Source organism: Chitinophaga sp. 05T412, from assembly GCF_056396465.1.
The window spans coordinates 1-19,905 of record NZ_JBFTLN010000018.1 but is presented as its reverse complement, the minus strand read 5'-3'; the positions used below and the strand labels follow the sequence as shown (position 1 = coordinate 19,905).

Sequence of the window (19,905 nt, the reverse complement as noted above, 5' to 3'; positions counted from 1 at the left end):
GTTACACAAAATGATACAAGAAGACAACATTACCAGTATAAGCCGGCTTCTGCTGATCTTTAATCATAAGTATGGCTTCGATAATAACTTTGGTAACCCCTCTTAAATTGGTTATCGTGTTGAGTTTAGCCTTTAACTGCACTTCACTGTTCACCAAAACTGGCTGACCAAATTTAAAACTCTCTATACCATAGTTTATTTCCATTTTAATATTGCGCACATCTACAATCTGCTTCCACAGATATGGGATTAATGCTAATGTTAAGTAGCCATGAGCGATGGTTCCATTGAATGGACCTTCACGTTTAGCTTTTTCTTCATCTGTATGAATCCATTGGTGATCCAGTGTTGCGTCCGCAAACTTATTAATCTGTTCCTGGTCTATTTTATGCCAATTGGAAACACCTAGTTCTTTCCCAAGATACATGCTATATTCCTCAAAGGAATTAATGATCACCATTTCTCGATTGTCGATTGTGTCCATGATGGCGCAATTTTACTTTTTTTGTGTAAACAGTTGTAATATAGTAATTTCTGTGTTCTTGCCGATTGGGAGCAAAAGTATTCAGAAATATTTAAAATGAATATTTTATTAAAATTAAGACTTTAGTACAGTTCCTCCCGGATACCCTCCCGGACAATAGAAGTGCGTTATAGCCCTTCCCAGGCTGCTTATTGTTGCCACCAGACCATAATATACGGAGGAATCTAAGGTAATTATACAACACTTAACCGGGAATGCAATGCTATTGCTGCCTGTATTGCAAATTAAGTGGAATCGGAATAACACTCCTGGTCTTTATGCTGGTAGGAGTTACATACCCCAGCTTTAAGTTAAACTCCTCATTTTTATGCAGATATTCCAGTCGTAGCGGGTAAAATCCCTTTTTCAAAGGTAGCATATAGGAGAAAGTCCGATTACTACCAGACCCTTCCCATTGTATAAGTAATTGATTGTTGAGATACAATTTTGAATCGGTATCTGCATCCAGTACAAAAATATAGTACCCCTCTTCTTCAGTTTCTAACAGTCCGTCAACAACCAACATATAATTATTTTTCCGTGGAAGTTTATCCGTATCAAAGGCAGCATCGGTGATCCCTGTTTGCTGTGGCTTTGTATCTTTTAAGTCTTGAAACTTATTTCCCTCCAGTTCGTAGTAAGCGTAACGAAAGCCGCCTGACTGAATGTTTTTTGATTTTGACCGCGGAATGAATGCCTTCCCCAGGACAAAATCGCCAGATTGCATTTTATCGTAGCGGGCACGATTGGTAAATTGTTTTACGTTTATCCTCACAGGTGCCGTTAAACTGATTTCCGGCTGCATTTTTTCGGACATCATTGTTGGTGTTGTTCCATTCAGGGTATAACGCACTTTTGTTGTATCACTAAAATACCACACTTTGAAGGGATGATTGTCCAGGACGATACCATTCATAGGATGAAAATTAATCTGGCTGCTATGCCATCCATAGGAGAATTTTAGCCCGTCGTATATGCTTTTTAGCCGAATAGAACTATGTGTCTCATCAGGATAGGCCACACTTTCCCAGGTTAATCCGGCAGGCGCCATTTTCCGGAGGATGATATTCATGGAATCAATCTTCATGTGCTCGCCTTCTTTTCCAGTTCTACCGCTTATAAACAGCGTTGTATTCAAACCCGCCAATGCTGGTAATTTAGCGGGCGCAATCCGCTGAATGTAGCCATTGTCCCACCAGAGGCTGGGATCAACCGCAATATAACTTTTAAAAGCCTGCGGGGCATTTAAGAGTGCATTGATAACGAACAAGCCTCCCAGTGAATGCCCCCAGATTGTATTATCGCCATTAGAGGGATATGTTTTATTTATATAGGGAATTAACTCCTCTTTAATAAAGCCGAGGAATTTATCTGCTCCGCCCGACGTTTTCCAGTTATCGGCCGATGTGGGTGTAAGATCTTTGTTGCGGTCGATCCCCATTATACTTACAACAATTGTTTGAGGCATGAAGTGCTCATCTTCCAAAAATCGCTGTACGTTCATTATCTGTCCAGTATTCCAGTTTCCCCCATCAAGTACATACAGTACATCATATTTATCATTACTCCCTGGTTTGTAACCAGCAGGAACAAATACTTCTATCAATCTTTTCTCATTTAAGATGCCGGATTGCAAAGAGTCTAGTTTTCCTATATTAATAACTCTCCTAACTGTGTCTTGTCCTTGCGCTCTTTTAGCTGGGTTGAAAATTATTAATAGAAGGATAAAAAAGAAGAACAGTCCATTTTTCATTTTGGCCGGCTTTTGATGTTTGTCTATCATTTGGTTGACTATTTAGGGCATGCTTGTCTTAGAGCATATAGGAAGATAGAAATTAAAACCGTTTCGCTATCATCCATCTCATACTTGATAACTTCTGGCGTAACCAAGCGGTATACTTATTATTAAAAAGGCACTATAGTTGACGTTACTATAAGAATTTAATCTCTAAACGAATGATTCATGTGATCATTTCTCAGCGGAGAAAAAAAAATTATATTTTTCTTACTACCCGAATTTTAGCCGAAGCTTTTGTCTGTCATTCAGATATCTGGTGAATAGGGCTGAAATTAAATCGAAGTATAATCGCACTCACTTATTCATGTTACATTATAACAGTCGGGTAGAGTAGTATTGTGATGATTTTAAAGCCTACAAATATGATAGAGTCACTATGATATACCATGTAGGCTATTACATGCAATTAACCCAAAATCTAACCAATGAGACACTCAAAAACCCGTGTTAACTCAGCTATTGCCTTGCTGTTAACCATCATTGTCATCACCAGCTGTAGAAAAGAAGATAAAACTTCTCCTGTAGCACCACTGCAACCTGTAGCCCAGCAAGTTGTTGAAGATCACCTTACCATTACTCCTGAACGTCAGAAAGTGATCGACTTCTTTAAGACAAACCAAAATGCCCGTGGCAAGGCATCAGGAGCTGTAGCAGCTGCTAGCTACCGCTCTTTTACCATCAATTATTCAGGCTCTGTTCCCAATGATATCAAAGCGCTGGTAAACGGAGAAATTGATCAGCTGTATACTACCAGCACCAGTAGTACCACCAAATCAAGAATGACGGGTGCGCCCATCAATGTATACTCCAGTCCCGGAAGCGGCGATCTCTTCTACACTAACGGGAACGTATATATTGTAAATTTCGCTACTTATCGCAGCGTGCATACCGGCCCAGGCAATGTAATCTTTCATGAATTGATCCATTACCTCCACGATCAGTGGATATCCGGTGGCTTCAACAATTCTACCATCTACAACCTGTACGCAAACTGCTACTATTCCGGCGTTTATCCTTCCGGTTCTTATGTACTCTCCAACCAGGCAGAGTATCTTGCGGTATCTGCCGAAGCCAATTACTGTAATACCAACAGGCCTCCATACAATGCGTCAACACTCGCATCTTCTGATCCTAATTGCAGCAATTATCTGTCGACAAACTTCTAAGCGCTTTTTGATCCACATTAAAAACGGTTGCCCAAAAGCAGATGGGCAACCGTTTTTATGATGATATATTTCTGGCAACCAGTAAATGCGTATATTTGGGTATCTATTTTTCTACTCCCCAGGTGACTATCCCCATAAAACAAAAGCCTGTAAATGTCCCAGAATGAACAAGATCAAAATGTAAAAGTCATAGGGAGAAAACATAAAACAGCAATCATGCCTAAGTATGTCATTGAACGCGAAATTCCTGGCGCTGGTCAGCTCTCAGGAGAACAATTGAAAGCAATTTCCCAAACCTCCTGTGGGGTACTAAGCAATATGGGGCCACAAATTCAATGGGTTCACAGTTATGTAACGGGCAATAAAATTTATTGTATTTATATCGCGCCTAATGAAGAAATGGTCCGTGAGCATGCAAAACAAGGGGGATTTCCCGCTAACTCAATCAGCGAAATAGCTACAATTATTGATCCCACAACAGCGGAGTAAAACAGACAAATATCTTCTAAAAGGTTGCTTTTACTTTTTGTGTTTCTATAAACCCGGGCATATAGGCTGCTCCCCACTCTTCCATAGCTCCAATGAGCGGTAGGAGCGACTCGCCCAGTGCTGTCAGGTAATACTCAACTTTTGGAGGTAATACCGGATAGATAATTTTCCGGATAACGCCATGTTCCTCCAGCTCCTTCAGCTGCAAATGGAGTACGCGTTTGCCGGCACCGGGATTCCTTTGCAATAATTCACTTGGTCTACGTATCCCGTTGTTTATAGCATCAATCAGACATGGCTTCCATTTTCCCCCGATAATTTCCAGCGTCACACTTATTCCGCAACTGAAATCAATGGGTATCTTTTTTTCGTACATCTTTTTAATATTATAGGTACAAAAATAGGCCTATTAAATAACTATGTACATAGTGTAAAAATTAACCCCATCTGCTAAAATTTCCCCTTATTGTTGTTTGCAAAGGATTTTTGAAATTTTGTGAGATAAATTATGATATATGAGCCTTTCAAACAAAGACAAAGCCGAAGCTATACAGAATAGCATTGAAACAGCAACACTGGCAGAGATTGGTTTAATCCATCCAACCTCCTACAAACAACACAACCCCAACGTTGCAACTGGCCTTTCCGCAATTTTAGCATTACATCACCTGATGCCGATGGATAAAGTATACGTAAACGTAGTGCGTAAATTCCAGGATGGGGATATCGGCTTTGTACATGTAGATTATTACCTCTTCGAGCCGACTGTGGCTTTTGATATACACAGATTTGAAAACGGCCTAAGTGTTGAACACTGGGATAATCTGCAGGTTAACAGCAAGAAGCTGAATAAAAGCGGCAGAACAATGACGGATGGGAAAACCAAAGCCATTGACCACCACAAGACTGATTCCAATAAAGAAATAGCGCAAAAGTTTGTACAGCATATACTCATTGACGGGAAACTGGACGAAGCTGCCGCCTACTTTAATGGCGACTTTTTAATTCAACATAACCCACATATGGAAGATGGTGTATCTGCATTTTTCAACACACTTCAGGAATGGGAATCGGCAGGGGCCCCACAGACATATAGCTGCATCCATAAAGTGCTTGGTGAAGGGAACTTTGTGCTGGTGATAAGTGAAGGATTTTTTAAGCATGTACATTCGGCGTACTATGATCTCTATAGAATCGAAAATGATAAAATTATTGAACACTGGGATGTTATAGAAGAAATACCTCCAATTTCTCAGCGGAAGAATGAGAACGAAAAATTTTAATTGGTAATAGTGTCGGGGTAAATATGCTGATCAAACTGTTCTTCGTATTTTACAGAAAATCATTTCGAATGAAAAGCTTTATCTTGTTAAGTGTCATACAACTCTTCGGATGGTATAGCATGTCTGCACAATCTATACAACAGGGGGAATTTGAATTCAACACAAGTGATAGTGTTAAGCTTTACGTGAAAGTTGCCGGTAAGGGTCCGGTTTGTATATTTATTCATGGAGGCCCGGGACAAGGCAGCCGCTCATTCGAAGAAATGAAAGGCAACGCATTAGAAGCGTGCTTTACAATGGTATACCTCGATCAGCGCGGATCGGGGATGTCGCAAAATGCAGAGAATTATCATCTTTCCAGGGTTATACAGGATATAGAAGAATTACGCCGGCACCTCAAAGTAGACAAGCCATTTCTGTTGGCTCATTCCTTCGGAGGTATACTGGCATTTAATTATGCTTTAGCACATCCTGCGCATGTTCGAGCCCTAATACTGGCGTCTGTGACATTAAACATGTTGAGCAAGACCGCCTTAACGGAAGGCTTACAGTATAAGAAGGAGCTTTTAGGTGAAGACACGAGTGTATCCGTTACGCTGAGCAGAGATAGCCTTTGGCAGTTAAATGTAGAAAAAATGGCGGCACTCCGTAAAGGTGGATTAGCATATAAGTTACTATCGGACGATACCGCGACCATTCAAAAACAAATGGCAATAGATGACTATAAGCGTTCGCAGGATTTTGCGATAGCTGTGCTATTCAAGCAAGCGCAATACCCCGAGTACACAAAAGACTATATCCCTTTTACACAGCGATTAAAGATACCAGTGCTCATTATTGCCGGAACAGCGGATCATGCGGTGGGTACAAAGGGTTACAAAACGTTTGCTTTTCCGAAAAAAACAGTGCGTGTAATAGAAGGAGGCCACCTGCTCTATTATGAAAACAGTGCTGCTTTTAAGGCTGAAATTTGCAATTTTGCGCAACAGCATTAGGAAGGCTCACGAATATTCTAGTCAATCGACGATAACAGCGATCGGAGCCGACATATTATGCAGGGAAGGACTCCGTTCTTGTATTTTTAGGAAATATGGGCGGGACAATTGTCCTGCCCGGAACGGGATTTTTTCCCAATTTTGTAGCATTCCTATAAAAATAGAGAACATGAAAGTTTTGGTAACTGGCAGCGCCGGCCATCTTGGGGAGGCGCTGGTACGCACATTAAGACAACATTCCACTGAAGTGATAGGATTGGATATACAGCCCTCTGCATTTACTACTAATGTAGGCTCCATTACGGACCGCTCCTTCGTCAGTGATTGTATGAAAGGGGTAACCACCGTTTTCCATGCGGCCACTCTGCATAAGCCCCATGTGGCCACGCATACTATGCAGCAATTCGTAGATACCAATATTACTGGCACGCTTAACCTCTTGCAGGAAGCAGTGGTTGCTGGCGTGCAGCGTTTTGTTTTTACCAGCACGACCAGTGTTTTTGGGGATGCATTAGTGCCGCCTGCAGGAGCTCCTGCAGCCTGGATTACGGAGGAAGTAAGGCCGCAGCCAAAGAATATTTACGGGGTAACCAAGGCTGCGGCGGAAGATCTTTGCCAGTTATTCAACAGAAACCATGGTTTGTCATGCATTGTGCTGCGTACCTCCCGTTTCTTTCCAGAGGAGGATGATAATAAAGGCATGCGGGAAACTTTTACGGACGAGAACCTGAAGGCGAATGAGTACCTGTTTCGCAGGGTGGAGTTGGAAGATGCTGTGAGCGCACATTTGCTGGCAGCAGAGAAGGCTCCGACTATCGGATGGGGAGTTTACATTGTCAGCGCTACCTCGCCATTTAGTACTGCAGATCTGGAGGAACTACGCCGTGATGCACCCGCTGCCGTGCAGCGTATCGCACCGGCTTATGCAGGAGTATACCGTCTTCGCGGATGGAAGATGCATGACAGCATTGATAGGGTATATGTAAATGAGAAGGCAAGAAAAGAACTGGGTTGGGAGCCAAAATATGACTTCAATTATGTGGTAGCCCAGTTAGATGCGGGAGAAATTCTACGCAGCCCGCTTGCTGAATTAACCGGATCGAAAGGGTACCATACAGAGAACTTTACGGATGGCCCGTATCCCATCAGCTAGTCAATAGCAACAAACAAGTTTATCAATAACAAAAAAACTTACCCATAAATGAGTAAGCTTTTTTCTGTCGGGGTGATTGGACCGAGTTCGAACCTTTTAGTCGAGGATTTGGTCATAATTGATAATTTTTGTACGCATTTAGGCATAATCGAGCATAGTTGTACACAAATCAACACAGATCAGACTTGATAGCTTTCACTTTGTTTTCTACACAATCAAGGCGAAATTTTCCCAATTATGTAAATGTGGGGGCATTAAATAAAAACAACATAGAAGAACCGAGTAAGCATAAATTTGAAAATACTAAGTATTAATTTTAGGATCATGCCAGTATTCAGGATTAATATAGTATTTGCAAATCGGGAATGCTTCAGGGAGCATCACCTATTAGACGGCGCAGAATTAAATTCAATGCCCTTATTCCTGATTATGTGCTTTTAACCCCCAAACGTTATTTCAAATGGGCCCAGGATCGATATACCAGTTTATAGTTCAGCAACGCGTCTTCGTCCGTCAGAAATCTAAATGATATTTCGTCGATCCMAAAATCGGAACTGAAAGTCTTGAAATAAATTATTTGCGCGCTTTTATCTTCTGGAGTATAATAGAATATATTATAATTTGTTACGCCACCAAGTTTGCTAAATCCTCCTGTAGTTGTCATTGGAATTCCATAAATTGATGACAAAAACTCTTCAATAAGTTCGTTTGTCTTACTCAAATCCGGGTGAATAACAATTCTGTTTATCTTCTTTTTAGGATTTTGAGATAAATATATTGACTGAGCGCTAATTACTTTATTTACCTTATTTGAGAGTGATGATACATCGCCGTTGTATTTAAACCAAGATTCAGGATTAGGATCTGGAATGAACATTTCCCGATCCTGCGGACCGAAAGGAGAGATAGGCGAAACTGACTCAATAGATTCCCCCAGTTTTATGGCACTAATGCCAAGGTTGTTGAATATTAGCATCCGCAAATTGAATTAATAATATTCGGGAGTTACGAAAATTGTCATTTCAATGCCCTAATAAAAAGATTAGTAAACCCCACTTTCATGCAGTATATGAAAAGTCATGTTCAATTCCAAGTATAACCCGGAATAGAACATGACTACTGATGTAATTAATTTATGATCATGCTTTAGCAATCCCTTCCGTAAATTTTAATGCACGATATTGTGTTTTGTCCTTAAGGGAAAACGAAGCCTGAGAAGTTGAAACGGTGCCAACTGGACATGGAATTGCACTGAGATCCTTAGTTGTAAGCTTTTTAGCGGCAGGTAACGTAATGTTTGCGGGGGGGGCCATCACCACCGCCACCAATAGGGATTGGGTTATTAGAAACAACGAGACCACCAGGAGCAGGCAGAGTCGGATTTGGAGGGAAGGGAATATTGGTGCCAGGAGTATTGGGAGTATAAAATTGTATACTTATTTATATATAAACTAATAAACAAATAGAATACCTGATTTTCACGGAATTATTCACTTCTGCCTATTTTTGAAATGGCGGTAAGTTTAGTTCGACACAATCCGACAATTAAAAATGTTAAAAAAACTTTTGAAAATTTTTAAATCAAAGACACCTATTCAGACAATGTATCCTGAGTTGGAAAAAGTTGGTGGACTTCAAAACGCAATAAATATTGAATTTCAAAAAATCAATTCAATTTTGAGAGTTTCACAGGACATTGAATTAGACAAAATTCCATTGACCTATGCAAGAATTGAAAATGGACAAAAATTTTCACAAGTATATATCGGAACAGAAGAAAAATTATACTTACCTGACTTTTGGAAGGAAGGGGTCTGTCTTGCACACGGACAAACTAAAAATATTTCAACCCTTGCTCAGGTATTAGATTTTTGGCTTTGCAACGACATTACTACAAAAGAATTGGCTAACAACTTCTTTTTTGTAGTGCCAAACGACAAAGCATTTGCATTTGACAACAATAAAGAAACTGAATATACCTGGAATTTATTTTTGCAAGACCAATCCAAGGCAGAGCTACGAGATTTTGTCAAACTTGCAATTCAGGACAATACACTAAATAAACTATTTCCATTCACAAGTTTGTACACTTTGTGTTTTAGTAGATGTACAGGTTATCCTTATGACACAGACAACTTACCCAATGTAACACCCAAACAATTTGAAAATTTTGCCCAAACCAAAGGAGGAAAAAGTATTACAGCGCAAGCCAGAAACAAAGTGGAAGCTCATTTTGTAGTGACAAAAAACAAAAGCGAATATCTTGGAGAAGGAAATGCAGAAGAAGCACTTAAAATTGTAAAAGTAAATTTACCAGACAATATACAGCCAGCAAGAAAAGGGACAACAGATAAATAGAAAACTACTACTAACATCGTCGTTTAGTAATAACCCTCTTCCATAAAGCACATGTTTTAGATAGCTGGAGTTCGAACTTTTTGATGGAAGATTTGGTCGCGATTGATACTTTTTGTATACAAGTAGGTATATTGTATTAGCGCAATACCTGCACAGAAAAAGCGCAATAGATTATTGTTGAATTGAAATATCTTAGAGAAAAGGAATAAATTCACATAATACAGTAATGCTACTGTTAGCTGTGATTTTACAGACAACAACAAATGAACAACAAACGGAAAATGGCGAATATTGACTTACCACATTTTGGACAAATTGATTTGACGGAACTAAAGGAATATTATTCTACTAAGACTGAATGGAATGGAACTATGCTTTGCCTTGACTTGAATTTTGAAAACAAGAGCATAAGCGAAGAACAAGCAATAAATATTAAAGTATTTCTTGACAACATTCCTACCTTTGAAATTCAGAACAAATCATCAATTGACAAAGATTTCAATGATGGCGGAGAAGCGGCTGACTATATAAACTTTTACTTAGACGAACTTGACGAGGAAGAACTGGAAAGTATTATTGGCCACGATGACAAAGACAAGCCAAAGGAACAACAACTTCTAAGTAAGTTAAAATTGATTAGGATTGGACTTTATCCTGACGGAAAATATGGCGCTGACTATTATGGAGTTTTTGACTATTCAATAGATATTGATGGAGAACCGTGTAATCAGCTTTTAGTCGTTAACACAAAGGAAAATGGTGACTTATACGATATAAGCTGGGAAAGTTGACAACAGAAACAAAGACCAACAACGGTATTTACTTTAAATCTACTAATTATTTGATAGCCCAATTATTATTTAAGAAAGAATTAAAATTGTGAAAATAGCTCAAATGTAAAAAGCCTTCAAATCCAATGAATTGAAGGCTTTTTTGTTCTTAGTCGGGATGACTGGACAGATTTCGAACTTATTTATAGTGGATGTAGTCCAATTCAAGTCATTCTCAGGACAACAGCGGAGATTCGCGGACACACTTTTCACATGCCATTCAAAAAAGACTAGGTGAAAAAAACATCAATTCTAAATTTCATTAATCACACTGTTTGACTACCTCCGCCTCAAATTAAGTTAGAAACCAGCAAAACTTGCGTGAGATGACGCAAGTTTTGCTGGTTTCTAGTATAGGCCATAGATCAGGCTTAATCTCAAAAACCTGCTATATAAGTATTCCGCAGGAATTTAAAAAAATTTGGATACGCGGCATTCGGAAGAAATCGTATGCCAAATGATTGGAAATAACTGTTCGCATCACTTGTTCCCCACAGCTCAACAGATGAAAGATTAGCTGTGTTGGAGTTGGTGCCCAAAATCTGGATATTATTGCTGGTAGCATCAAAATAGAAATAGTCGGCGGTAGACGTAATCAATTGAAAGGTAGCCGTAGTGGTGTCTGCGTAATTCTGATATGTGCCCAGTATCCTGATCTTACTTACCTTGGGGCATCTGTAGGCTATTGTACCACCTGTTTTCCTCACGGAAATCCCCTGCGTACCGAAAGTCTGCCGTCTTGCGTCAAGCCCAGCTCCTGCGTTAATAATGGAATAGTAACGGATGTCATCATTTACACCCTCCAGTGTTCCGTCTTTATCTCTTGGTAGTTGGTTATGGATCAGTTCTGCAGGCTTCATGGTGGAATAGATAAACGTAGCGCTATTGCCCCGCTGCCCTCTGATAGCATCGCTATTAATTTCGTGTGCAAAGTTCAATAGTGTGGTGTTGGTATTCACACTTACAGTAATATCTCCTCCAATGTCCCAGATAAACGCAGCAACGTTATTATGCTCCGGGAAATAGGAGTAAAATTTCCGTTGCCAGGCCAGTAAATCTTTTTCATTAGGTGGAATACCATACTTTCCGCCGCCACCAATGAAAGTGGTCGCAATTGGGATGATGGTTTTGTCTCCATACAGTTCTTTGTAAAGCGCTGTTTGAGTACCCATCTTGTTGTAGTTAAATGTATTCATGACTCCATTACCATTGTAATTAGTGAAGGCGTCGGAAATCATATAATAAACTGAAAGTAAGTAAACATCAAATTTCAGACTGACCAATGGGTTTAGTTGATTTTCTACAGTCATTGATGTATAGAGCTGTTTATTGGTATGCGCCCGGCAATCTGCAATCTTAGATTCCTGCACAGTTATTGAAATAGGTGGATTCTTGCCATCCGGTTCGTCGAAAAGATAATAGCCAATTACCGCTGGATGACTGTCTATTTCGTCAATAACGGCTGTCGCGCCCGTGCCATTGTAAGGGTCCAAATTAATGATTACGCTAAGCCCGGCAGAACGTGCGAGATCGCAAAGTTCCTTTCTCGTCATGTTGGCAGCAGGTGCAAAATACCTGTAGTGTAAAATGCAGTTAAATCCGGCCTTTCGGATGTTCGTAAATTCCGAATAGGACGCAACGCCCTGTGCAAAGCAAATGCGCAGAGATCCATTACTGTCGCCAGCATCTGTTGTTACCACCCGTAGCCACCTGCCAGCACCAATGCTCGGTTGGATAACGTTGTAGTCGTCACTTGTTTGCGTACTCAGGCCATCCCAATAGAAGTCCCCGCCACCACCATCACCTTCGACAGTACTTCCCAGTACATTAACGAATTGATACTGTGTTGATCCAACGAGCGTCTTTAAATCGTTTTTGATTGTGTTAATTGTCATTTCTTGAGGTTTAACATACATGCAGTATTGCTCTTACAAGATATCACTCCTTTACGCATAGGATGAGCGTACTGACCTACTCCTTTCCCAGTAGGCTTTTTTCTTAAGTCGGGATGACTGGACCGAGTTCGAACCTTTTAATGGAAGATTTGGCCATAATTGATACGTTCTGTACTCAATTGGGCATAGAAGAACCTGTTAGGGCAAATGACTATGAGTTATAAAGTGCTGTTCATTTTTCAGTCCATTCACTAATAAATCTCTATAAGCGAATTAAACTAAGAAACCATAGATGTCGTATATTCATCTCTTATAGATTATTTTTTAAATCCGAGTTTATGAATGAAGGTAAACTGACAGATATAAAAAAATTACATTAGCTACTATAACTTCAGGAGATTCAGACTTAATCTAAATGGAATGAGCCCGGTAAAATACCGAGCTCAGTTCCAAAATACTTAATTTTTTATCCAGCTTTTGGGGAGCAGTCCAATCTGCTTTTTCTCTTTTTTAAAATGATTATCAGAATTTATCCCAGAAAAGCCTGGTCGTCAATTTATCACCACCAATACTGGTGGATGCTGTCTCGTAATTAAGGGTATTCAAATTTTTCTCCGCAATCGGGTAGATATAACGTTTGGGAATATCATTGTAGGTAAGGTCTACAGGAACATTGAAAACAGGATAATCATATCTCCGCCATGCCAGCCAGCCTTCTACTCCACGGTTATAAAATGCCAGGTATTGCTGCGTTCCTATTTTCTTTTTATAATCGCCGGGGGCCTGATCATAGGCAACATCAGCCCGGTTGATATAAGTGTTATATTCTGCATCGGTACATCCCCAATAAACAAGAGAGGCCTTCACACCATTGTTATAGTGCAGGATGGCTGTACCGGGTACATTAAACCCTCTTTCTTTTGCTTCCGCCAGTAAAAATTCTGTTTCACTGTTATCAAATAAAAGTGCTTCAAAATCAGCAGCGGTAGTAGCCGGGTTAAAATGTGAGTAGGAGCCATAAGTATTAGCGGAGCCATAGATCCCGCCAAGGAAACCGCCATCTTTCCGGGTAAAAAATGCTTTCCTTCTTGGATCCTGTAAAGTATTCATCATGTCAACAATGGTATTGGCAGGTACCCAATCCGTGCGTCCTCCCTGGACAACATCTGCCCATACCGGGTTATTGTTGGGAGGGGCGATCAGGTATTTTAACCGGGCGTTATCCGTAGCGGTTAGTATTAATCCACCTTTGTCTGCCGCTGCAGATTCTACTATTGTCTTAGCTTTTGTCTGATCTACATCTGCCAGCTGCAACCCCAGTCTTAGTTTAAGACTATTACCGAATTTAATCCAGGCTGATACGGATCCGTTATAAATAATATCATTATTATCAAAGCTTGCGCCACTGGCATCCAGCCCGCTGATGTCTGTATCCAGCCTTTTCAGCAAATCGGCAAAAACAACATTCTGTTTGTCGTAGGCAGGTAACATGTTGCTGCTCTTCAGCGCCTGTGTATAGGGTATGTCACCAAAGGTACTTACCAGTATTGAATAAGTATATACCTGTAACATATCAATAATCAGGAGTTGATTGTTGACTTGTACCCGATCCGGATTTATTTCTCCCGGAATCAGCCTTTTAGCTTCTTCCAGATCTTTCAGTACATCGCGGTACATGGGATCCCAGAACGTATCCGGCACCTTTCTTTCCTGCAGGCGATACTGGCTTTCCGTAGGATAGGTTGTTTGTGCCCAGTACTGTGCCATTAAACGAAATACATTGTTGAATACACTACTGTTGGTAATGGCATCTACGAGGCTCTTTTGCGCAGCCGTAACCAATGTGGCACCTGGTGCTGTAGCTGCCCCTTTGGTAGGCGTATTGAGCTCCGTTTTGGTGCAGGACAACAGCACTATTATACATAACCCCAAAAAAATGCTTGCTTTCTTCATGTTGCTAATTTTTTAGAATCTACACTTCAGGTTAAAACCAAATGTCCGGGATGTAGGATAGCTACCGCCCATAAAGCCCTGCAGGTTACCTGCTCCTAAATTGTCTTCCGGATCGGCATAGGGAAGGTTCTTATGGATGATCCACAGATTGCGGGCAATAAGCGCCACATCAATACCTTTAAACAGGTGTGTTTTCGATAACCATGTTGCTGGCAAAGAATAATTAATGGCTACTTCCCTCAGCTTTATATAGCTGGCATCATATATAAATTCAGCGTGTGGACTTGAATTGTTACCCAAGCCCCGCTGCCCTGTATAAGGTACTCTTTTGGTATTGGGTTTACTTTTACCATCTGCATCTATCACCACTCCCTGGTAAATGACGCCTCCTTCAGGTCCTGTATCACGCACCGATTTGCCCAGTTCATTTAGCCCGGTTGTATTGGGATATAAACCAGAGCCGGTACCATAAAACATGTCCAGTGAGAATAGCTGGCCGCCCTGACGCATATCCACCAGGAAGCTCAGACTAATATCTTTATATTTAAAGCTATTCGTAACCCCACCTATCCAGTCGGGATTAGGGTTGCCAATAATATTATTRCCGCCTATTTTATAATAACCATTATCTCCTACAATGCGTTGCCCGCTTACAGGATCGATTACAAAGTCAGTTCCCCTGATGACGCCATATGGTTCATTTAAAGAAGCGTTGAGGGAAATGCCGCTCTGGTAAAGCCCCCCTCCCAGCAATACATTGTCTATTCCGGCTGGCAACGACAGTACCTTATTCCGGTTACGTGCCCAGTTGAGGTTTACTGTCCAGGAAAAATCGCGGGTTTTAACCGGTGTTGCGTTTACGGTCACCTCTATTCCTTTATTTTCTACATTACCGGCATTCACTACTTTGCTGCTATAACCGGAAGCTGTTGATACCGGTGTGGCAAGGATCTGATTGATGGTATTGGTTTTATAAGCGGTGATATCGAAACCGAGACGATTACGGAAGAATGACAGTTCAAGCCCACCTTCTACACTCTTTGTCCGTTCCGGTTGCAGGTCAGGGTTATTTAGTTTGCCGGCTACTGAGAACTGTAGCGCATTGCCAAAAGGTGTAGGCTTATCATAAGTGGTAAGTACATTTAAAGGTGGGGCGTCGCTGCCTACCTCCGCATAGTTCAGTCTTAATTTACCAAGACTCAGCCAGGGTATATTTTTAAGTAGTTGTGAAAATACAAATCCACCGGAGATAGAAGGATAATAGTAAGTATTATTATGTGCCGGTAAAGTAGAAGAACGGTCCCTGCGCACGGTTGCATCCAGGAATAACATTTCTTTAAAACCCAGGTTAATGCCTGCAAAAACACCATCTACCTGCGCTTCACTTAAAAATTCTGTGGGCGCCTGTATGGGATTTTTTGAGTTGTCGAGGGTATACAAATCCGGTGCAGAGAGCCCACCATTGGTAGCAGCAAAAACAGAGCTTATTTTGGTTCTGCGAATATTGCTACCCAGCAACCCTTTGATATTAAGGTCCTTCGTAATATTTTTATTTGCATTCAACAGGAGGTCATAATTATACTCACTGAACATGCGGTTGAACCGGTTATAAGAAGAAACACCCTTACTGCCAACAGCTATTCTTTCATCCTGCATTTCGCTGTAGGAGTCTATTGAAACACGTCCCAGCACATCCAGCCAACTGGCAACTTTATAATTTAAAGCGGCATTGCCGAAATAGCGATAACGTTCATCCGTTTCAAAATTTCTATACCTCGTCCAATAGGGATTATTCTCGTATAACGGACTGGGATCAGTGATGCTTTTTCTATTCCAGGTAGTATTTTTATCCGTATTGAAATAAGCTGCTTTCAGATCCATCATATCCACATTCAATGCATAAAATTGCCGGAAGCTGCGCATAATATTATTGGGATCATATCCGGTACCGTATCTTCCTTTTCCATTGGTAAACGTATAATTGATGCTACCGGAAGCTGTCAACTGCTCAGAAATTTTATACGAAGCGCCAAAGTTCACCATATCCTTACCCAGCTTACTGTTCGGCAGTATTCCCTTTTCTGATGTTTTGGTATATCCCAGTTTAAAGTAACCGTTGTCTCCACCACCATCAATTAAAATACTGTTATTCGTAGTAACGGGATGTTCATAAAAACTATTGGGATCGTGTTTCGGCGCTACAAAGGGTTGTGGTTTACCATAAGTAGGAGACCCTTTATAAAAAGACCGCCAGTCATATACCATCAGCGATGCATTATAGGGAGCGCCATAAGAAGCATCTTCTGTCATTGGTGATATCAGGTCTTTTATACCATCACCATTTACATCTTCATAAAAAAAATATCCATCAGGAGAGCCATAAATACCACCCTGAGGATCATAATACCCTTCCCCGAATTGTTTCTGATAAACAGGTAAAGTACTTCTGTCAACAGCACCAAATGTAACACCGGTATTGATACTAATCCCTAATCCTTTACGTCCTTTTTTGGTAGTGATCATAATAACGCCATTGGCTGCACGTGATCCGTACAGCGCTGTTGCAGCAGCGCCTTTAAGAACGTTTACCGACGCTACATCGTCCTGATTAATATCAGCAGCAGCATTGCCATAATCATATCCACCGCGTCCCAGCGTTTGTGAGCCTGAATTCTTATTGGAATTATCTACCGGCACACCGTCAATTACAAACAACGCCTGGTTGTTGAAGGAAATAGACTTGCTACCCCGTAACACGATGTTGGAAGAGCCTCCCATGGTGTTATTCTGACTAATCTGCAGGCCGGCMACTTTTCCGGAGAGCGAGTTCACAATATTGCCAGTTCTGACTCTGTTCAGCTCTTCACCGCTAACCACCTGAGAAGAATAAGCCAGCTCATTTTTTTTCCTTTTCACATTCATGGCAGTCACTACAAGCTCTCCCAGATTTTTCGAATCGGGAAGTAAGACAACAGCTATATTAAGCACGCTACCGACTATAATTTCGCGCGGCTGAAATCCAACGCTATGTACCTGTAATACGGCATCATTACCTGGCACGGTAATCGAAAAACGACCATCGTTATCTGCCAATGTACCAGTAGTATTATTTTTTATTTTGATAGTAGCGAAAGAAACCGGGCTGCCATCTTCTGCTGTAACTTTTCCCGAGACCTGGTGTTGTTGGGCATACGCCAGGACGGTACTCATCATAAGTATAGCAATACAATGCATAACTTTTTTCATACGTGTCGTATTTTGTTTTGGTTTTAAAATGGTCACCTCACTTTGGGGTGATCGGGTTTAACGTTTTATTAATGACATACCATCCCGATAACAATCCGGATAGATTATTTTAGCTGTAAAAATTTAGCCACCTGGTCCTTATTTAATCTATCAATCGGCTGTCACAGGGATGCACATTTTTCCGTATCCCATTGTACGGACACACCGTACTGCTGCCTGGGTGTTGCAGACACTGTCATGTTTTTTTAAATGGCATGAAGCCAGGTTTCACAAATACTTTCTCTGTAGAATCATTAAATGGATGATCCCTTTCCAAATTGTCTGAGGTCTGGCCAATAATAAGGCCGTGTTATTTTGTGGTGGAACGACATAACCGGATTTTCTTTCCGGACAAACCTGTCATAAAATGATTTTAAAATAGTGTCATAGAATAACCGTTGACTGCAAGGTATCGGTCATCAGAAATGAAAATCACAAAAAGAGGTAAGTCGATTTTCCTTGCTACCTGCAGGATAGAGAAAAAGGTTGCTTACTTTGTTGGCCGAAATGGTTTGATATAGCACGGATAGCTTCATAACGAAGGCTACATTCTTCTCATTAGCATAATAGCTGCGTGCTAATTTGTTGTTACCAAATATACCGTGAATACTTTAACAGCTATACGTTAAAATTGATTACTACTTTGCAGATATTAACTTTAGGAAGATAACACTATTGCAGGTGATTTCGTATGTTGGTAAATGCAGGTTTGATACGATCTAATCAAGGCATCCCTTGCTACCCTGATTGTCAATACAACTGTTTATTTTCAGTATCTCTTTATATTTACGACAAACCTCCTGCGTTTGAAACAGTATTCGGATATAATGTTGTTGAAGCGCATTCAGTTGATGGATGACAACGCCGCTTTTAATGAACTATACCGCCGTCATTGGGAAAAGCGCTATATCGCAGCCTATACCCGGTTGCAAAATGAAGCAGATGCCAAAGACTGTCTGCAGGAGGTGTTTGTTTCTCTCTGGCATAAACGCAAAACGGTTGTTATCCGGGAAAGTCTGCGACCTTGCCGCTTGCAGCGGTACGCGATGTCATAAGGCCATAAAACAAAGAAGCCTACTCATCACTGAGTAGGCTTCTTTCTTAAGTCGGGATGACTGGAAACATTTCGAACCTTTTTATCCAGGATTTGGTTAAGATTTGGCAATTATATAAATATTCCGGTTTACACTGCTGACATAGGGCTGTCATCTGGGCAGAATAGCTTCGTGTTATTCTAAACAAAATGAAATACAATATGAACTTATCCTCCATCCGTATTATTACTGCTGATATTAAACGCCTCGTTCAGTTTTATGAGAACATTACTGGAATGTCTTTTACATGGTATACTGATGATTTTGCCGAACTGCGAACACCACTTGGGTCACTGGCTATAGGAAGCACACGTACTTTAGCTTTTTTTGGAGGAGATGATGTTGCCAGTCCCTCTAGCAACAGGTCGGTTATCATTGAATTCCAGGTTGATGACGTTGATAACAAATACCAACAGTTGACCAACATACTTGGTGAGGAAGTTGTACAAAAACCAACCACTATGCCCTGGGGCAATCGTTCACTGTTATTCAGGGATACCGATGGTAACCTGGTTAATTTCTTTACTCCGGTGACGCAAGAAGCAAAAAACAGATTTGAAACAAAAATGTAGATAAAACCCTACAGCGGATTGGAATAATAAGTATTGGGAGATACCTCAATAGCTGATTGCTGACGACTACCATTTATCCTACGGGAAGACGAATAGGCATAAAAAAACAATAGCCTTTGGCAGGTGCCAAAGGCTATTGAATCTATTCGCGGCGGCAGGATTCCAACCTGCGACCTTGCCGCTTCCAGCGGTACGCGATAGCCAAAACGCTACGACATAATTTCTCTAAAACAAAAAAGCTTACCCATAAATGAGTAAGCTTTTCTCTAGTCGSGGCGGCAGGATTCCAACCTGYGACCTTGCCGCTTCCAGCGGTACGCGATAGCCAAAACGCTACGACATAATTTCTTCAAAACAAAAAAGCTTACTCATAAATGAGTAAGCTTTTCTCTAGTCGGGGCGGCAGGATTCCAACCTGCGACCTTGCCGCTTCCAGCGGTACGCGATAGCCAAAACGCTACGACATAATTTCTCTAAAACAAAAAAGCTTACCCATAAATGAGTAAGCAGC

At 40.9% G+C, this 19,905-nt stretch carries 16 protein-coding genes and 1 pseudogene; 10 read left to right on the top strand and 7 right to left on the bottom strand.

Features of this window, described 5'->3' with window-relative positions:
• Position 1: 1 nt before the first annotated feature.
• Positions 2-484 (bottom strand): MaoC family dehydratase, encoded by a 483-nt coding sequence (locus AC1DFM_RS29860; RefSeq protein ID WP_477080446.1) that lies wholly within the window; start codon positions 482-484, stop codon positions 2-4.
• A gap of 262 nt (positions 485-746) precedes the next feature.
• Entirely contained in the window at positions 747-2,306 is a 1,560-nt protein-coding gene (locus tag AC1DFM_RS29855; RefSeq protein WP_477080445.1) for an alpha/beta hydrolase-fold protein, read from the bottom strand.
• A gap of 440 nt (positions 2,307-2,746) precedes the next feature.
• On the opposite strand from AC1DFM_RS29855, the gene AC1DFM_RS29850 reads away from it, so the two are divergent.
• Both AC1DFM_RS29850 and AC1DFM_RS29845 read left to right on the top strand, forming a co-directional pair.
• Positions 2,747-3,487: a hypothetical protein gene (locus AC1DFM_RS29850; protein ID WP_477080444.1), complete on the top strand. Its 741-nt coding sequence runs from the start codon at positions 2,747-2,749 to the stop codon at positions 3,485-3,487.
• 153 nt (positions 3,488-3,640) lie between these two features.
• Positions 3,641-3,976 (top strand): DUF4242 domain-containing protein, encoded by a 336-nt coding sequence (locus AC1DFM_RS29845; protein ID WP_477080443.1) that lies wholly within the window; start codon positions 3,641-3,643, stop codon positions 3,974-3,976.
• A 16-nt stretch (positions 3,977-3,992) separates the two neighbouring features.
• On the opposite strand, the gene AC1DFM_RS29840 is transcribed toward AC1DFM_RS29845, so the two are convergent.
• On the bottom strand, positions 3,993-4,352 hold the full coding sequence (locus AC1DFM_RS29840; protein WP_477080442.1) for a winged helix-turn-helix transcriptional regulator: 360 nt from the start codon (positions 4,350-4,352) through the stop codon (positions 3,993-3,995).
• A 139-nt stretch (positions 4,353-4,491) separates the two neighbouring features.
• Here AC1DFM_RS29840 and AC1DFM_RS29835 point away from each other — a divergent pair, with 139 nt between their 5' ends.
• The 3 genes from AC1DFM_RS29835 (at position 4,492) to AC1DFM_RS29825 (ending at position 7,407) form a co-directional block, all read left to right on the top strand.
• Positions 4,492-5,259 carry a nuclear transport factor 2 family protein gene (locus AC1DFM_RS29835; protein ID WP_477080441.1) on the top strand — a complete coding sequence of 256 codons (768 nt, stop codon included), beginning with the start codon at positions 4,492-4,494 and terminating at the stop codon, positions 5,257-5,259.
• Positions 5,260-5,327: 68 nt separating this feature from the next.
• Positions 5,328-6,254, top strand: coding sequence for an alpha/beta fold hydrolase (locus AC1DFM_RS29830; RefSeq protein ID WP_477080440.1), 927 nt, complete (start codon positions 5,328-5,330; stop codon positions 6,252-6,254).
• Positions 6,255-6,423: 169 nt separating this feature from the next.
• Positions 6,424-7,407: an NAD-dependent epimerase/dehydratase family protein gene (locus tag AC1DFM_RS29825; protein WP_477080439.1), complete on the top strand. Its 984-nt coding sequence runs from the start codon at positions 6,424-6,426 to the stop codon at positions 7,405-7,407.
• A 451-nt stretch (positions 7,408-7,858) separates the two neighbouring features.
• On the opposite strand, the gene AC1DFM_RS29820 is transcribed toward AC1DFM_RS29825, so the two are convergent.
• The gene (locus tag AC1DFM_RS29820; RefSeq protein ID WP_477080438.1) at positions 7,859-8,383 is read right to left on the bottom strand and encodes a hypothetical protein; all 525 of its coding nucleotides are present in this window, start codon (positions 8,381-8,383) and stop codon (positions 7,859-7,861) included.
• Between the two features lie 575 nt (positions 8,384-8,958).
• Between AC1DFM_RS29820 and AC1DFM_RS29815 the strand changes: the two genes are divergently transcribed.
• Positions 8,959-9,765, top strand: a complete 807-nt coding sequence (locus AC1DFM_RS29815; protein ID WP_477080437.1) for a DUF6193 family natural product biosynthesis protein — start codon at positions 8,959-8,961, stop codon at positions 9,763-9,765.
• Between the two features lie 281 nt (positions 9,766-10,046).
• Entirely contained in the window at positions 10,047-10,556 is a 510-nt protein-coding gene (locus tag AC1DFM_RS29810) for a DUF2004 domain-containing protein (protein ID WP_477080436.1), read from the top strand.
• A gap of 416 nt (positions 10,557-10,972) precedes the next feature.
• Here AC1DFM_RS29810 and AC1DFM_RS29805 read toward each other — a convergent pair whose 3' ends face one another.
• The gene (locus tag AC1DFM_RS29805; RefSeq protein ID WP_477080435.1) at positions 10,973-12,490 is read right to left on the bottom strand and encodes a hypothetical protein; all 1,518 of its coding nucleotides are present in this window, start codon (positions 12,488-12,490) and stop codon (positions 10,973-10,975) included.
• A gap of 372 nt (positions 12,491-12,862) precedes the next feature.
• Here AC1DFM_RS29805 and AC1DFM_RS29800 point away from each other — a divergent pair.
• Positions 12,863-12,952, top strand: a pseudogene (locus AC1DFM_RS29800) (IS3 family transposase); the annotation flags it as partial.
• A gap of 60 nt (positions 12,953-13,012) precedes the next feature.
• Here AC1DFM_RS29800 and AC1DFM_RS29795 read toward each other — a convergent pair.
• Positions 13,013-14,443 (bottom strand): SusD/RagB family nutrient-binding outer membrane lipoprotein, encoded by a 1,431-nt coding sequence (locus tag AC1DFM_RS29795; RefSeq protein WP_477080434.1) that lies wholly within the window; start codon positions 14,441-14,443, stop codon positions 13,013-13,015.
• A gap of 12 nt (positions 14,444-14,455) precedes the next feature.
• Positions 14,456-17,689: a SusC/RagA family TonB-linked outer membrane protein gene (locus tag AC1DFM_RS29790; protein WP_477080433.1), complete on the bottom strand. Its 3,234-nt coding sequence runs from the start codon at positions 17,687-17,689 to the stop codon at positions 14,456-14,458.
• Positions 17,690-18,534: 845 nt separating this feature from the next.
• Between AC1DFM_RS29790 and AC1DFM_RS29785 the strand changes: the two genes are divergently transcribed.
• Both AC1DFM_RS29785 and AC1DFM_RS29780 read left to right on the top strand, forming a co-directional pair.
• Positions 18,535-18,783 (top strand): RNA polymerase sigma factor, encoded by a 249-nt coding sequence (locus AC1DFM_RS29785; protein ID WP_477080432.1) that lies wholly within the window; start codon positions 18,535-18,537, stop codon positions 18,781-18,783.
• 200 nt (positions 18,784-18,983) lie between these two features.
• Entirely contained in the window at positions 18,984-19,394 is a 411-nt protein-coding gene (locus AC1DFM_RS29780) for a VOC family protein (protein WP_477080431.1), read from the top strand.
• The last annotated feature ends 511 nt before the right edge of the window (positions 19,395-19,905 follow it).